This is a genomic window from Marinobacter shunpengi, from assembly GCF_045449695.1.
Lineage (GTDB): Bacteria > Pseudomonadota > Gammaproteobacteria > Pseudomonadales > Oleiphilaceae > Marinobacter.
Genome location: NZ_JBJJKZ010000005.1, coordinates 150,622 through 164,017, shown reverse-complemented (window position 1 = coordinate 164,017; position 13,396 = coordinate 150,622). Strand labels below are relative to the sequence as shown.

Below are 13,396 nucleotides of genomic sequence, written 5' to 3'. Positions count from 1 at the left end.
GACACCGCCCCCCCAGCCTTTTTTTTGCACGGTCAAAATTAGGATTTGAAAATTTGAGGGTTTGAAAAGTGGCGAGAGGACGGAAGCCGACGGCTCCGAACCTCAAGGTGTTGGCTGGGACGGATCGGCCGGATCGAGAGGTTCCGGACGCCCCTGAATATGACCTGGTGGACGATTTTCCCGATCCACCGCAGTACCTGAACACCGATGGCGCCGAAATGTGGAACAACATTGGCCGGCAGCTGGTGGCCGCCCGGGTCCTGCAGGTGGTCGACCTGTTCTCCCTCGAGCAACTCTGTTTCCAGTGGCAGTGCTTCCGGCGCAAGGCAAAGGCCGAGATTGAGTCTACCGCCGCTGAAACCACTGCACTCAAGGCCCTGTTCTCAGAATTCGGCATGACGCCGGCCAGTCGGGCCAAGGTCAGCGCCGGCCAGGAGAAATCCAAGGGCAACAAATTCGGAAACAACGGCAAGCGTGGAGCGTGACTACGTCAAGATCGCGAAGGACTACGCCCGTAAGGCGGTTCGCGATAAAAAGCGGAAGCGGCATGGCCGGCTGATTCGGGAAGCGGCGCAACGGTTCCTGGATGACTTGAAGCGGGCCCGGAAGAAGAGCTGCCCATTCTTCTTCGACAACTGGCACGCGACAGATCCGTGCGACTTCCTGGAGAAGATGCCGCACGTTGAGGGCAAGTGGGACACTCCCACGATTGTCCTGCACCCGTCACACATCTTCTTCCTGGTTCAGCTGTTCGGGTTCCGGAAGCGGGAAGCGATTAAGGTCGAAGGCTGGGATAAGGACAACAAGTTCTATCCCCGGCGCTATACCTCTGCCCTGTTCGCCGTGGCCCGGAAGAACGCCAAGTCCACGCTTAGCGCTGGAATCATGAACTACTGCCTGTGCTGCGAGCCCGAGGAAGGCGCTCAGGTGATCAGCGCGGCCACCACCTACGACCAGGCCTCCATCATCTTTAAGGTGGCAAAGGCCATGGTCGACAAGACGCCTGACCTGCGCGAGGCCTTCGGCCTGGAGACCTGGGCCAAGTCGATCACCCGGTTCGAAACCAACTCCAGCTTCAAGGCACTGCACGCCAAGGCCAGCACCCAGGACGGTCTCAACCCGTCCCATGTCGCGCTGGACGAGATTCATGCCCACAAGACGGCGGACCTACTGAACGTTCTGACCTCGGCAGCAGGTGCCAGGTACAACCCGCTCTGGCTCTACACCACGACCGAGGGTTACACGAACCCGGGGCCCTGGGCTGAGATCCGAATGTTTGCCAAACGGCTACTGTCCGGCGTCTTCGAGAACACCGCAGACCACTTCCTGGTGGTGTTCTACGCGGTGGACGAGGAAGACAAGACAAACGGCATCGAGGCCGACGACGAGTTCGACGAATCGGCCTGGGTCAAGGCCAACCCGCTAATGGATGTGAATCCGCATCTGCTGGCGGCCATTCGGAAGGAGGCCATCGAGGCCCGTCAGATGCCGTCGAAGCTGGCGGAGTTCCGGATAAAGCGGCTGAACCGCCCGGCTTCCACTGCCGACGGCTGGATTGACCTGACCAAGTGGCAGGCCTGCGACGGCGAGTTCGACCTGGACTGGCTGCGGGACTACCCCTGCCACGGCGGCCTGGACCTGGCGTCCACCACGGATATCTGCGCGTTCCGGCTGGTGTGGGATGTTAACGGCACCAAGTACACCTACGGCTGGCGGTGGGCCCCTGAAAGCGCCGTGGCCTACCGGACAGAGCGGGGAACGGTTCCCTACCAGTCCTGGGTAGAGACCGGACTGCTCAAGCAGACCGCCGGCAACGTCACCGACTACGCCGTCATAGAGGAAGACGTTGTCGCGATCTGTGAGGACTTCAACGTCCAGCAGGTGGCCTACGACAAGTGGAACGCCTCAGACCTGGTCAACCGACTGGTGGAGGCCGAGATACCAATGATTGAGTTCGTCCAGGGCCCGAAGTCCTATCACCCGGCCATGCAGGCCCTGGAGCGGGACTACATCGCCGGCAACCTGGTCCATGGTGGCGACCCGCTCCTGAACTGGTGCGCCTCCAACATCGTGGCCCGCCGGGACCAGAACCTGAACATGGCCCCGGACAAGAAGCGGTCAGCGGACAAGATCGATGACATGGCCGCGCTGCTGATGGCCTACGGCATCGCGATATCGGAAGAGCCCGAGAAAGAACCCGAATACCAGATGCTGTTCGTCTGATCTGAGCAGCCACCCAACAACCCGCCCCGAGCGGGTTTTCTCGTTTATGGAGAACCCGAAATGGATCCAGCCCTGAACCTCGAAAAGCTGGCGGAGCAAACCGACCGCGTATACAGCGTCATCACGGTCAAGGCCCTGGATGACGAAAAGCGGGAGTTCACCGGTATCGCCACCACGCCGTCCACCGACCGGATGGATGACATCGTTGAGCCGGATGGCGCCCAGTTTGATCTGCCGATCCCGCTGCTTTGGCAGCATGACCGGATGTCCCCGATCGGCAAGATCACCTCCGCCAAGATGACGGACAAGGGCATTGAGGTGACCGGCACGATTGCGCAGGTCGACTCGCCGCCCGGATTGGCTGCCCGCCTCGATGAGGCCTGGCAATCCCTGAAACATGAGCTGGTCCGCGGTCTCTCCATCGGTTTCCGGCCCATCGAATACACCTTCATGGATAACGGCGGCATCCACTTCCTGAAGTGGGACTGGCTTGAACTGTCAGCCGTCACCATCCCCGCAAACGCGGAAGCCACCATCAGTTCCATCAAGTCCTACGACACCGTGCAAAGGGCCGCGTCTGGCCGTGAAAAGCACAGCATCGTGCGACTGGAAAATACCGCCGGCGCTTCGGCACCGAAAACGAAATCCTTTGAACCACCGAAGCCCCGGGAGGGCCGAGACATGAACATCGAAGAGCAGATCAAAGGCTTTGAAGCCACTCGCCAGGCCAAGGCGGCCCAGATGGCGGAGATCATGGAGAAGGCCGGCGAAGAAGGTCGGACCCTGGACGAGGCCGAAACCGAGGAGTACGACACCCTCCAGGGCGAGGTGAAGGCCACCGACGACCACCTGAAGCGCCTTCGGGAGTTGCAGGAGACCAACAAGGAGAAGGCCGAGCCGGTCGACGACCGCAGCCGCATGCAGGAGCGCAGCCCGGCCACCGCCAAGGTCACCGAGAAGCTGGCCCCGGGTATCGAGTTCGCCCGGTTCGCCATGTGCCTGGGTGCGGCCAAGGGTGACCTGGCCACCGCACGCTCTATCGCGGAGAAGCGATTCCCGCAGAACGAGCGCATCAACACCACCCTGAAGGCGGCCGTCGAGGCTGGTACCACTACCGACTCCACCTGGGCCCTGCCGCTGGTTGAGTACAACCAGTTCGCCGGAGACTTTGTGGACTACCTGCGTCCCCAGACCATCCTGGGGAAGTTCGGTGCCGAGGGAATCCCGGCCCTCCGGGCCATTCCCTTCAACGTCCATATCCGTGGCCAGACCTCTGGTGGTAGCGGTTACTGGGTTGGCCAGGGCGCTCCGAAGCCGCTGACCAAGTTCGACTTCAATGATGCCTACCTGGGCTACGCCAAGGTGGCCAACATTGCAGTACTGACCGAGGAGCTGATGCGGTTCAGCAACCCATCCGCTGAAGCCCTGGTCCGAGACTCCCTGGCCGGCGCCCTCATCGAGCGCCTGGATACCGACTTCATCGATCCGGACAAGGCTGCCGTGGCCGACGTTTCACCGGCATCGGTGACCAACGGCGTCACCCCGGTTGTCTCCAGCGGCAATGATGCCGACGCCATCCGGGTGGACGTTGGTGCGGCGATGCAGAAGTTCATCGCCTCCAACATCACGCCCGCCGCCGGCGTCTGGATCATGTCCGCGACCACGGCGCTCAGCCTGTCCCTGATGCGCAATGCGCTGGGTCAGAAGGAGTTCCCGGAAATCACCATGATGGGTGGTAGCTTCGAGGGCCTGCCGGTCATCGTGTCCGAGTATGTCCCCGCGGACTCCAACGGCCACTTCGTCGTCCTGGCCAATGCCAGCGATATCTGGCTGGCGGATGACGGCAACGTCGTGATCGACGCCTCCCGGGAAGCATCCCTGCAGATGCTGGACAACCCCACCAACAACAGCTCCAGCGGCACCGCCACCAGCATGGTCTCGATGTTCCAGACCAACAGCGTGGCGATCCGTGCCGAACGCTGGATCAACTGGAAGAAGCGCCGCGAATCCGCTGTCGCGCTGATTTCCGGTGTGAACTGGGGTGAGCCGGCCTCCTGATCGGGTGGCTTTCACTTGAACCGGTGAGGGCCCGTTCCGGCGGGCCCTCCCTTGATCCGGAGGCACCATGAAGAACATCCGACTGCGGTACCTGGCCAAGGCCGGGCCGTCCAAGGCTGGCCAGGAATTCCTGGCGAACCACGTTGAAACCAAGGCCCTGGTGGCAATCGGTCATGCCGAGGTCATCGAGGACCCGACCGGCCGCTACCTGACCCGGGAAATGGCTCCGACCAACACCAAGGGCCAGCAACCTCCGGCACCGCCGGCGGCCACCGCTCCCGCAACATCCGACGCGGTGAAGAAGCTGGCGGACGAGAACGGGATTGACCTGACCACCGTCACCGGTACCGGAAAGGGCGGCCGCATCGTCAAAGCCGATATCGAAGCCCTGATCAAACCTGAGTGAGCTGATGAGCCAGAACCGCCGATTCTCCGATGCAGTGATGATGGTCCTGCAGGCTGCGATCACCTGGATACTGCTGTTTGGACTTTCTGGCGCGTCACTGCTGGTGGCCGGCGTTTACCTTCTCTATGGCCTGCCCTGGGCTCTTATATCTGGCGCCTGCTGCTGCCTTCTGTTTTCGTTCCTGATCATGCGTGGGGTATCCCGTGGCGAATAAGTCGGTACTGTCAGCACTGACCAGCGCCTTCAGCAAGTCCTACATGGCCCCGGTGGACAACCGTGGTGGCTGGTGGCCGTGGGTTCGTGAGCCCTACGCCGGCGCCTGGCAGAACAACGACGAGTGGACCATCGATTCGGTCCTCGCCTACCCGGCGGTCTACTCCTGCATCAGCCTGATATCCAGCGACATCGGCAAGCTCCGGCCCACCATCCAGCGACTGAACAGTGACGGCATCTGGCAGGAGGTTACAGATCGGGACGTCTCCCCACTTCTGGCCCGGCCAAACCGGTACCAGAACCATATCCAGTTCAAGGAATGGTGGATCACCTCCAAGCTGATTCGAGGGAACACTTACGCCCTAAAGGGGCGCGATAACGGCAACACTGTTAGAGAGCTCTATATCCTGGACCCGGAGCGCGTTCAGGTTCTGGTTTCACCGGACGGCTCTGTGTTCTACCAGCTCGGCCAGGACAACCTGAATGGTCAAGAAGAGAGCAGCGTCACGGTACCGGCCAGCGAGATCATCCACGACCGGATGAATTGCCTGTTCCACCCGCTGGTGGGCATTTCCCCTTTGTTTGCCTCGGGGCTGGCGGCCAGCCAGGGCATCAAGATCCAGAACGATTCCAAGAAGTTCTTCGATAACGGTGCACAACCTGGTGGCGTGCTTACCGCCCCGGGCGCTATCTCCGATGAGACGGCGGCCCGGTTGAAGTCTCACTGGGATGCAAACTACACCGGACAGAACTCCGGAAAGGTGGCCGTTCTGGGTGACGGACTGAGCTTCGAACAGATGCGCATGAACTCCACCGATGCGCAACTGATCGAGCAGTTGAAGTGGACGGCGGAGGCGGTTTGCACCGCGTTCGACGTACCGGCCTACAAAGTGGGCGTCGGTGACATGCCGACCTACAACAACATCGAGGCGCTGACCCAGGGCTATTACAGCCAGTGCCTCCAGGTGCACATCGAGTCCATGGAGCTGTCCCTGAAGAACGGCCTTGCCATATCTGAATCCACGCGGATTGAGCTGGACCTGGACGCGCTGTTCCGGATGGATTCGGCCACCAAGATCAAGACGCTGCGCGACGGTGTCGAGGGTGGCATCTACGCCCCGAACGAGGCCCGCAAGCGGATGAATCTGAAGCCACTGGAGGGCGGTGACACTGTCTACCTGCAGCAGCAGAACTACAGCCTTGAGGCGCTGGCCCGCAGGGATGCGCAGGAAGATCCGTTCAGCTCCGGATCCGGCAACTCACCGGTTCCGGCTGAGCCGCCCGAAGACGACGATCCAGACGACGAGGCCCGCATGCTGGCCATGATATTGGAAAAGGAGCTGTCCAGTGAAACTCAGTGATCTGCAGGCCCAGGCCAAGGCGCTGGCACCGGTCCTGAAGGACTTCGTCTCGAAGGCCACCTCTGACCTGCGTGATGAGTTTAAGCAGCTGCTGGACGATCGAGACCGGGAGTTGGGAAAGCGCATTGACAGAATCGTGGTCCCTGCCCTCGACGATATCGCTCGCGAGGTCTCGGAGCTGATCGAAAAGCCTGCCGATGGCAAGGATGCAGATCCCGAAGTCATTCGGCAGATGGTCACGGAGGTCATCGCCGAAATCCCTGCGCCCGAGGACGGTAAAGACGGTGAAAGCGTCTCCGTGGAAGACGTGCAACGCATGGTCGACGAGGCCGTGGCCAAGGCCATGGAAAGCGTCGAAATCCCAGCACCCCAGGACGGCAAAGACGGTGAAAGCGTTCCCGTCGAGGACGTGCAGCGAATGGTCGACGAGGCCGTGGCCAAAGCCATGGAAAGCGTCGAAGTGCCGAAGGACGGCGAGCCGGGCCGGGATGCGGTGGATATCGACATCCTGCCCGACATCGACCCGGAAAAATCCTATCCCCGCGGAACCTACGCCACTCACGCCGGTGGCCTGTGGCGCTCCCACTCCACCACCCAAGGAATGCGGGGCTGGGAGTGCATCGTTGATGGCGTGAAGGACATCGAGGTAACCCCGGTTGATGACCGCACCTTCAAGGTGAACGTCCAGCGCTCCAGCGGTGACTCCGCCGGCGAATTGTTCTCCATGCCCATCGTCATTGACCGCGGCGTTTACCGACCGGATGAGGACTACGAGAAAGGCGACGGCGTGTCCTTCGGCGGGTCGTTCTGGATTGCCCAGAAGGGAACCCCGGACGGTAAGCCGGGGACCACCGATGACTGGCGCCTTGCCGTGAAGCATGGCCGCCCAGGCAAGCAGGGTGAGCAGGGGCCTAAGGGCAAGGATGGCCGGGACGGACGCGCCGGCCGGGACCTGACCAAGATGCTGCCGGACGGGGGCAAATACTGATGACCATGCTCATCACTCTGGAGGACGCCAAGGCGCAGATCCGTATGGATCATGACGATGATGACGCCCTTATCGACCTGCTGGCCCGTGCTGCCAGTGAGGCAGTTCTGGGCTATCTCAAGAGCGCCGCCGATAGTTTCCTGGACAGTAGCGGCCAGGTTCCTGTGGACAGCAACGAGGTGCCTGTTGTCCCGTTCAGGGTGAAGGCTGCGACCATGATCCTCACCGCTGAGATGTACAAGAATCCTGAGGGCCTGGTGGAAGACCCCATCGGTGGCGCAGCCCAGATCACCTACGGCTATGGGTACCTGCCCCGGTCTGTGGTTGCCCTGCTCTATCCACTCCGTGATCCGGCCTGTGCGTAATGACTGATATCGTATCCAGAATTCTTCGACCGATCTGGCGGATGGTGGATATGGGTGACGGAACCCATGCCCCGAGATTCCTGGCCAGCCCTCCGCTGGACATAATGACTGATGGCGGTAGCGGCCCGAATCGACGATTGCGCGTGGACGTGGCCCAGACCGGTTTCTTTGCCGGTCGCGAGTTCCGGACATTTCTGGAATTAGACATGGCCGACGGGGAATCCATAGTGGTCCGCGCCACGGTGCCTATCAACGTGATTCTGTTTGGCCTGACCGCAAACCTGGTGGCCGGTGAAATCCGAATTGAAACCATAGCTGGCGGTACCGAAGGCGGGACCTTTGACGATCCGCTGCCCATATTCAACCGAAACAACATGAGCAGCAGGCCTATGCCGGCCTACCAGCACCAGGTTGACCTGGACGCCGGAGGGACACACTCGGGAGGGCTGCTGCTGGATGTGCTTTTGAATAAGGCAGCGGACAACGCCAATTTCGCCAGCACCGTGGACGCCAGTCAAGGCGACGAGCGGGGAGTGGCGCCAGACACCTACTATTTCCGAATGACAGCCACAGGCGCCACCAGAGGCGTATTCCGGGCCCGCTGGGAGGAAAGGCCGGAGGGTGTTTACTGATGGGCATTTCGGCAGGCCGGCTTCGCCACCGGATCGATATTCAGAAACGGGAAGAGGTACAGGACCCGAACACTGGTGCCATGACCAACACCTGGGTCACCGAGTGGGCATCGGTACCGGCAGCCATCGAACCTCTGAGCGTTCGGGAGTTCATGCAGTCCCAGGCCAACCAGTCAGAGATTTCCGCCCGAATCACTATCCGGTACCGGGAGGGTCTGGTGGCCACTATGCGGATTGTCCACAAGGGCCGGATCTACAACCCTGAAGGATTCCTCCAGGACCCGGACAGCGGGCTGGAATACGTGACAATCCCATGCAGTGAGGGCGTCAATGACGGCGAATGATTGAAGGGCTTATTCCTGGGGTTGGACACTGGACTGAAACACGTAAAAATCTCTACCGCGCAGATGTTAGTGATGGATTATCGGTGTATGCTGCCGAGATACAGATATCTGTGGAGCGATAGCAATGGATATATCTGAGTCATTTCGGAAGTTGATCAATGATTGCGAGCATCTAGATGGAACCGCGCAAATTGATCTCGACCTATATAAGCGCGCGCTCAACGAGCATGAGGATGAATCACAGGAGTTGAAGGAAGCCATCCGGTCCATAAACGAACAGTTGATTATTTCTGAGGGCATTTCTGTCCTTCACTTCTATAACGAGAATGCCGATGAGCCGGCCCCGGAGATCAAAGTCCTAAAACGGGTGCTTGACAAGTAACCCAATCCCAAGCCCCGACTTTCTCCGGTTTTTCATTTCTAGCCCTGGCATCCGCCGGGGTTTTTTATGCCCGGAGGAAAAGTGAACTGGACCGGCATGACCGTGATCTGCATGGCATCGGGCCCATCCCTTACTCGCGCTGACGCTGAGCGCGTGAAGAGCTGGCGCGATGCTGGCGATGACCGACGGGTAGTCGTGACAAATACCACCTTCCGAATGGCGCCCTGGGCGGACGTGTTGTTCGCCATGGATGCAGCCTGGTGGCGTCAGTATCACCACCAGGTAGCCAAAGAGTTCAAGGGCGATAGGTACACCACCGCCCGCAATTCGGCCCCGGGTGCCCAGAAGATCATTAACAACCTCGGCGGAAACTCCGGCGCCGGCGCGATTGGTCTGGCGGAATACTTCGGAGCTCGCCGGATCATCCTGCTGGGTTACGACTGCCAGTACACGGGCGGCAAACGCCACTGGCACGGGGATCATCCCCGGGGTCTCGGAAACTGCGTCAGCCTGCCGAATTTTCCCCGGCACTTCGCCCAGTTGGCCCGCCGGCTGAAACACTGCGAGATCATCAACGCCAGCCGGGCCACCGCCATTGATGAGTGGCCGAGGATGTCCCTCGAGCAGGCCCTGCAGCAATTCACCCCAGGAAGGAGTCGGGCCCGTGCATAGGCGGCCGCTTTTTATCACCGGTGCCTCACGCTCCGGCACCAGCATGACCGCCGGCCTGTTTGCGCAGCATGGCCTGTGGTTCGGGCCCTGCATGAAGCCCAGCCGGATCAACCCCCGGGGATTCTTCGAGAGCGAGTTCACCAAACAGAAGGGGGCTGGCTACCATTCGCCCCGGAATGCCAGCGGGTGGCAACAATGGCTCGAACGCTATGGCAGCCCGGACCAGTGGGCAGTGAAGGCCGGCCCGGAATGGTGGCCCTTGTTCAGCCAGTTCGACCCCGTGGTGGTCTGCTGCTACCGCAAGCGAGAGAAGATCATCGACAGCCGGGCCCGGGCCCACTTCAGTATGCGCCCTCAGGCCGTGGACACTGCCTGGCGCCGGATGGCGGAGATCCCCAACACCATCGACGTGTGGCCGGACGAATTCGTGTCCGGAGACTTCAGCCGGATACTGCCGGCATTCGAAGCCCTGGGCGTCCCGTTTGATGAGGATGTGGCCCGGGAGTGGATAGACCCGGGGCTGTGGACCCGGGGCTGATGGTTACACGAATTTGCGTCCTCCGGTCCGGGGGCGAGTACACGCCGGCGCATGTCCAGTGGCTGGCCCGGCAGGTGCCCGGCCTGAAATGCCTGAGTGACGCACCGGTGCCAGGCGTGGAGACAATCCCGCTGCGTCACCCCTGGCCGAAGTGGTGGGCCAAGCTGGCCCTGTTCGAGCCCGAGGCCATCCCGGGGGACCTGCTCTACATTGACCTGGACACCGTGATCATCGGTGACCTGGCGGAGTTCGAGGCCGTAGGCCAGACCACCATGCTCAGCGACTTCTACTGGCCGGCCCGCCCGGCCAGCGGCCTGATGTACATCGCCGAGGCGGATAAGGCTCAGGTGTGGGAGCGATGGCTGGCGGACCCCGCCGGCCACATGGCCCGCAAGCGGGGCCGGGGTGGCATTGGTGACCAGGGATTCCTGGCCGAGGTGCTGGCCCCGGCCCGGTGGCAGGATCTGATACCCGACCGGGTGGTCAGCTACAAGGTGAATTGCCGCCGAGGCCTGCCGCCCGGGGCGGATGTGGTCTGTTTTCATGGGAAGCCCCGCCCCTGGGGCGTGAATCTACCGTGGGTACCAAAGCTATGGCAGACGGAGTCGACTTCGAGCTGACTGGTCTGGACGGACTGCTGAACACCCTGAACACCGTCAGCTATGACATGAAGCGCAAGGGCGGTCGGTTCGCCCTGCGCAAGGCGGCCCAGGTCATCCAGAAACAGGCCCAGGCCAACGCCAGGCGTCTGGACGACCCGAACACCGAGGAAGACATCGCCGAGAACATAGCCATCCGCTGGTCCGGACGGACCTTCAAGCGCACCGGCGACCTGATGTTCCGCATCGGCGTCCGCGGGGGTGCCCGCAGCTACGCCAACACCCGGGCCAACGTCCGGGCCGGCAGGGCTGGCCAGACCTACCAGACCGATGGCGACAAGACGAACCCGGGCGGTGATACCTGGTACTGGCGCCTGCTGGAGTTCGGCACCGAGAACATGGCGGCCAAGCCTTTCATGCGTCCAGCGGCCACCCAGGCGGCGGAGGCCGCTGCATCCGAGTTCATCAACCAGTACGAAAAGGCCCTGGCCCGGGCGATCCGGCGGGCGAATAGGCAGGCATCCTGATGTTCCCACCAATCTTCCAGATCTGCGCCGGCAACGCGGCGGTTACTAACCTGCTGGGCACAGTGCCTACCCGCCTGTTCCCGTTCGGTGAGGCGCCCCAGGGTGTCACGCTGCCCTACGCCGTCTGGCAGACGGTATCCGGAGGCCCCGAGAACTACCTGGGACAGCGTCCGGACATGGACCTGTTCATGCTGCAGGTGGATGTCTACGCCGATACGGCCAGCGATGCCCGGTCTACGGCCCAGGCGCTCCGGGATGCACTGGAAGGTCACGCCCATATCACTGGCTGGCGGGGCGATGGCCGGGACGATGAGACAAACCACTACCGGTACAGTTTCGACCTGGACTGGTGGACACCCCGATAACCCACAACGCCCGCACTGCCCGGGCTTTTTTATGCCCTGGACTCGTCGAGACGACGCTCTATAGGGCGCCCTATTCCAATCCCGCCGTGAGGCGGCACGTTCCCATGAAGAGGACATAGCAATGAGCAAGCTGACACAGGGCACCCAGGTGTTCTTCCTCAACCCGGATGCCGAATCAGTCGGTGTTGTCCGGGTAGAATGCGCCACCAGCTTCAACCCCGGCGGTAACCCGGCGGACCAGGTTGAGGATACCTGCCTCGAGGACGCGGACCGTTCCTACAAGGCGGGCCTGCGTACTCCCGGTCAGGCCACCCTGGGCCTGAACGCCGACCCGGAGAACGACAGCCACATCACCCTGCATGGCCTGGCCAACTCCAACCCCAGCCCCACCCTGAAGTGGGCAATCGGCTGGTCTGATGGCCCGAAGGATGCAGAAGGCAACCCGGACCCGTCGGGCTATCCGACCGTGGACAGCTCCGGTGACTTCGACCTTCCGACGAACCGCACCTGGTTCATCATGGAAGGCTACGTGTCGGACTTCCCGTTCGACTTCCAGCAGAACGCCGTCGTTACCACGCAGGCCACCATCCAGCGTTCCGGCGGCTCCCAGTGGATCAAGAAGGTAACCACTTAATGAACCTGAGCATTGAATCACTCAGCGAGATGGGCGCCTTCACCGGCGCCCCGGTGGAGAAGGAAATAACCTGGAAGCAGGGAGGCAAGAAGCTGACCGCCACCACCTACGTGCGGCGGCTGTCCTATCAATCCGCCATGTCGGAGATTGAGGCGCACAAGAACAAAAGCGACCTCACAGCCAGCCGGATCGCTGCCTGCATCTGTGACGATAAGGGCAAGCAGGTGTTCACGCCGGAGGACATCACCGGTGACGCCGACCCGGAACGCGGCCCGCTGGATGGAAATCTGGTCTATGCCCTGTTGCGCGTTATCTCCGAGGTGAACGACCTGGGAAAGCCGGAGAGCTGAACGACGAAGACGAGCTCTGGCACGAGCTGGTCATGAATGGAATCGGCGGCCGAACCATCACAGAGGCAAAGCAGCGGATGCCCTACGTCGAGTTCCTGGCCTGGGCGGCTTATCGCAAACGACGCGGCAGCCTCAACCCAAACCAGCACATCGAACGTGCCGGCGCCCTGGTGGCCACCATCCTGTCCAACGTCAACAGGAAGAAGGACACCCAGCCGTTCAGCTTCTACGACTTCGCCCCGCACCATGACGAGCCTCCGATCTCTCTGGAACGTGCCATGGAGGTCTGGCACTGAAAGTGCTAGATTTCCAGGGAAGGAGGACGCTGTGTATGAAAATCGTAGGTGGCAGTTTTGGCCTGAGCGGGAAAGCCCGATTCAGTGGCAAATACCTGGAAGTGATTGGTGACAGGAAGGCGGACTACCAATCTGCTGATGTGACGTCGGTGAATGTCCGACAGGAAGGAGAGCGGAAATTCGGTTTGATCGGGGCCATCATCGGCGCGGTCCTCCTGGGCTTCCTCCTGGGAATTCCGTTCGGACCCATTGGGTGGGGCATTGGTATCGCGATAGCGATTGCCGGTTCCTTCTATTCCACAAAGAAGTACTTCGCCGATCTGGAATTTTCCGACGGCGGCAAAGTGAGCCTCCAGACAAACGACTACGAGGCCAAGAAGCTGGTCCAATTCCAGGGCTAGTGACCCCAACAGAAATCCGTTGAAGAACCCCGCTCCGGCGGG

20 protein-coding genes are annotated in these 13,396 nt (G+C 61.4%); all 20 read left to right on the top strand.

What is annotated here, in order from left to right:
- Positions 1-167: 167 nt before the first annotated feature.
- Positions 168-485: a hypothetical protein gene (locus ACJO2E_RS02485; RefSeq protein WP_406961518.1), complete on the top strand. Its 318-nt coding sequence runs from the start codon at positions 168-170 to the stop codon at positions 483-485.
- Positions 475-2,223 (top strand): terminase large subunit, encoded by a 1,749-nt coding sequence (locus ACJO2E_RS02480; RefSeq protein ID WP_406961516.1) that lies wholly within the window; start codon positions 475-477, stop codon positions 2,221-2,223. Before ACJO2E_RS02485 ends, ACJO2E_RS02480 begins: the two co-directional genes overlap by 11 nt.
- Positions 2,224-2,283: 60 nt before the next feature.
- Complete coding sequence (locus ACJO2E_RS02475) at positions 2,284-4,281, top strand: phage major capsid protein (RefSeq protein WP_406961514.1); 1,998 nt, start codon at positions 2,284-2,286, stop codon at positions 4,279-4,281.
- Between the two features lie 67 nt (positions 4,282-4,348).
- A complete protein-coding gene (locus ACJO2E_RS02470) occupies positions 4,349-4,687 on the top strand; it encodes an E3 binding domain-containing protein (RefSeq protein ID WP_406961513.1) in 339 nt (112 codons plus the stop codon).
- Between the two features lie 4 nt (positions 4,688-4,691).
- The gene (locus ACJO2E_RS02465) at positions 4,692-4,901 is read left to right on the top strand and encodes a hypothetical protein (RefSeq protein WP_406961511.1); all 210 of its coding nucleotides are present in this window, start codon (positions 4,692-4,694) and stop codon (positions 4,899-4,901) included.
- Entirely contained in the window at positions 4,891-6,261 is a 1,371-nt protein-coding gene (locus ACJO2E_RS02460; RefSeq protein WP_406961509.1) for a phage portal protein, read from the top strand. The genes ACJO2E_RS02465 and ACJO2E_RS02460 overlap by 11 nt, the downstream gene beginning before the upstream one ends.
- Entirely contained in the window at positions 6,248-7,249 is a 1,002-nt protein-coding gene (locus tag ACJO2E_RS02455) for a phage portal protein (RefSeq protein ID WP_406961507.1), read from the top strand. The genes ACJO2E_RS02460 and ACJO2E_RS02455 overlap by 14 nt, the downstream gene beginning before the upstream one ends.
- The gene (locus tag ACJO2E_RS02450) at positions 7,249-7,614 is read left to right on the top strand and encodes a head-tail connector protein (RefSeq protein ID WP_406961505.1); all 366 of its coding nucleotides are present in this window, start codon (positions 7,249-7,251) and stop codon (positions 7,612-7,614) included. Before ACJO2E_RS02455 ends, ACJO2E_RS02450 begins: the two co-directional genes overlap by 1 nt.
- 50 nt (positions 7,615-7,664) lie before the next feature.
- Positions 7,665-8,246: a hypothetical protein gene (locus ACJO2E_RS02445; RefSeq protein WP_406961503.1), complete on the top strand. Its 582-nt coding sequence runs from the start codon at positions 7,665-7,667 to the stop codon at positions 8,244-8,246.
- The gene (locus ACJO2E_RS02440) at positions 8,246-8,590 is read left to right on the top strand and encodes a phage head closure protein (RefSeq protein ID WP_406961501.1); all 345 of its coding nucleotides are present in this window, start codon (positions 8,246-8,248) and stop codon (positions 8,588-8,590) included. The genes ACJO2E_RS02445 and ACJO2E_RS02440 overlap by 1 nt, the downstream gene beginning before the upstream one ends.
- Positions 8,591-8,714: 124 nt before the next feature.
- Positions 8,715-8,972 (top strand): hypothetical protein, encoded by a 258-nt coding sequence (locus ACJO2E_RS02435; protein ID WP_406961499.1) that lies wholly within the window; start codon positions 8,715-8,717, stop codon positions 8,970-8,972.
- Positions 8,973-9,038: 66 nt separating this feature from the next.
- On the top strand, positions 9,039-9,644 hold the full coding sequence (locus ACJO2E_RS02430) for a motility associated factor glycosyltransferase family protein (RefSeq protein ID WP_406961497.1): 606 nt from the start codon (positions 9,039-9,041) through the stop codon (positions 9,642-9,644).
- Entirely contained in the window at positions 9,637-10,182 is a 546-nt protein-coding gene (locus tag ACJO2E_RS02425) for a sulfotransferase family protein (RefSeq protein WP_406961496.1), read from the top strand. The genes ACJO2E_RS02430 and ACJO2E_RS02425 overlap by 8 nt, the downstream gene beginning before the upstream one ends.
- Positions 10,182-10,802 (top strand): hypothetical protein, encoded by a 621-nt coding sequence (locus tag ACJO2E_RS02420; protein ID WP_406961494.1) that lies wholly within the window; start codon positions 10,182-10,184, stop codon positions 10,800-10,802. The genes ACJO2E_RS02425 and ACJO2E_RS02420 overlap by 1 nt, the downstream gene beginning before the upstream one ends.
- Positions 10,775-11,308: an HK97-gp10 family putative phage morphogenesis protein gene (locus ACJO2E_RS02415; RefSeq protein WP_406961493.1), complete on the top strand. Its 534-nt coding sequence runs from the start codon at positions 10,775-10,777 to the stop codon at positions 11,306-11,308. Before ACJO2E_RS02420 ends, ACJO2E_RS02415 begins: the two co-directional genes overlap by 28 nt.
- A complete protein-coding gene (locus ACJO2E_RS02410; RefSeq protein WP_406961491.1) occupies positions 11,308-11,673 on the top strand; it encodes a DUF3168 domain-containing protein in 366 nt (121 codons plus the stop codon). The genes ACJO2E_RS02415 and ACJO2E_RS02410 overlap by 1 nt, the downstream gene beginning before the upstream one ends.
- 121 nt (positions 11,674-11,794) lie before the next feature.
- Complete coding sequence (locus ACJO2E_RS02405; RefSeq protein WP_406961489.1) at positions 11,795-12,307, top strand: phage tail tube protein; 513 nt, start codon at positions 11,795-11,797, stop codon at positions 12,305-12,307.
- Positions 12,307-12,657 (top strand): phage tail assembly chaperone family protein, TAC, encoded by a 351-nt coding sequence (locus ACJO2E_RS02400; RefSeq protein ID WP_406961488.1) that lies wholly within the window; start codon positions 12,307-12,309, stop codon positions 12,655-12,657. Before ACJO2E_RS02405 ends, ACJO2E_RS02400 begins: the two co-directional genes overlap by 1 nt.
- A 32-nt stretch (positions 12,658-12,689) precedes the next feature.
- A complete protein-coding gene (locus ACJO2E_RS02395; RefSeq protein ID WP_406961486.1) occupies positions 12,690-12,953 on the top strand; it encodes a hypothetical protein in 264 nt (87 codons plus the stop codon).
- Positions 12,954-12,988: 35 nt separating this feature from the next.
- Positions 12,989-13,354, top strand: a complete 366-nt coding sequence (locus ACJO2E_RS02390; RefSeq protein ID WP_406961484.1) for a hypothetical protein — start codon at positions 12,989-12,991, stop codon at positions 13,352-13,354.
- Positions 13,355-13,396 lie beyond the last annotated feature (42 nt).

Bases quoted from the DNA above. Each gene is read 5' to 3' on its own strand.
- ACJO2E_RS02475 (WP_406961514.1), top strand. From the start codon at position 2,284: ATGGATCCAGCCCTGAACCTCGAAAAGCTGGCGGAGCAAACCGACCGC.
- ACJO2E_RS02470 (WP_406961513.1), top strand. From the start codon at position 4,349: ATGAAGAACATCCGACTGCGGTACCTGGCCAAGGCCGGGCCGTCCAAG.
- ACJO2E_RS02465 (WP_406961511.1), top strand. From the start codon at position 4,692: ATGAGCCAGAACCGCCGATTCTCCGATGCAGTGATGATGGTCCTGCAG.
- ACJO2E_RS02450 (WP_406961505.1), top strand. From the start codon at position 7,249: ATGACCATGCTCATCACTCTGGAGGACGCCAAGGCGCAGATCCGTATG.
- ACJO2E_RS02445 (WP_406961503.1), top strand. From the start codon at position 7,665: ATGGGTGACGGAACCCATGCCCCGAGATTCCTGGCCAGCCCTCCGCTG.
- ACJO2E_RS02440 (WP_406961501.1), top strand. From the start codon at position 8,246: ATGGGCATTTCGGCAGGCCGGCTTCGCCACCGGATCGATATTCAGAAA.
- ACJO2E_RS02435 (WP_406961499.1), top strand. From the start codon at position 8,715: ATGGATATATCTGAGTCATTTCGGAAGTTGATCAATGATTGCGAGCAT.
- ACJO2E_RS02430 (WP_406961497.1), top strand. From the start codon at position 9,039: ATGCCCGGAGGAAAAGTGAACTGGACCGGCATGACCGTGATCTGCATG.
- ACJO2E_RS02420 (WP_406961494.1), top strand. From the start codon at position 10,182: ATGGTTACACGAATTTGCGTCCTCCGGTCCGGGGGCGAGTACACGCCG.
- ACJO2E_RS02415 (WP_406961493.1), top strand. From the start codon at position 10,775: ATGGCAGACGGAGTCGACTTCGAGCTGACTGGTCTGGACGGACTGCTG.
- ACJO2E_RS02410 (WP_406961491.1), top strand. From the start codon at position 11,308: ATGTTCCCACCAATCTTCCAGATCTGCGCCGGCAACGCGGCGGTTACT.
- ACJO2E_RS02405 (WP_406961489.1), top strand. From the start codon at position 11,795: ATGAGCAAGCTGACACAGGGCACCCAGGTGTTCTTCCTCAACCCGGAT.
- ACJO2E_RS02400 (WP_406961488.1), top strand. From the start codon at position 12,307: ATGAACCTGAGCATTGAATCACTCAGCGAGATGGGCGCCTTCACCGGC.
- ACJO2E_RS02395 (WP_406961486.1), top strand. From the start codon at position 12,690: ATGAATGGAATCGGCGGCCGAACCATCACAGAGGCAAAGCAGCGGATG.
- ACJO2E_RS02390 (WP_406961484.1), top strand. From the start codon at position 12,989: ATGAAAATCGTAGGTGGCAGTTTTGGCCTGAGCGGGAAAGCCCGATTC.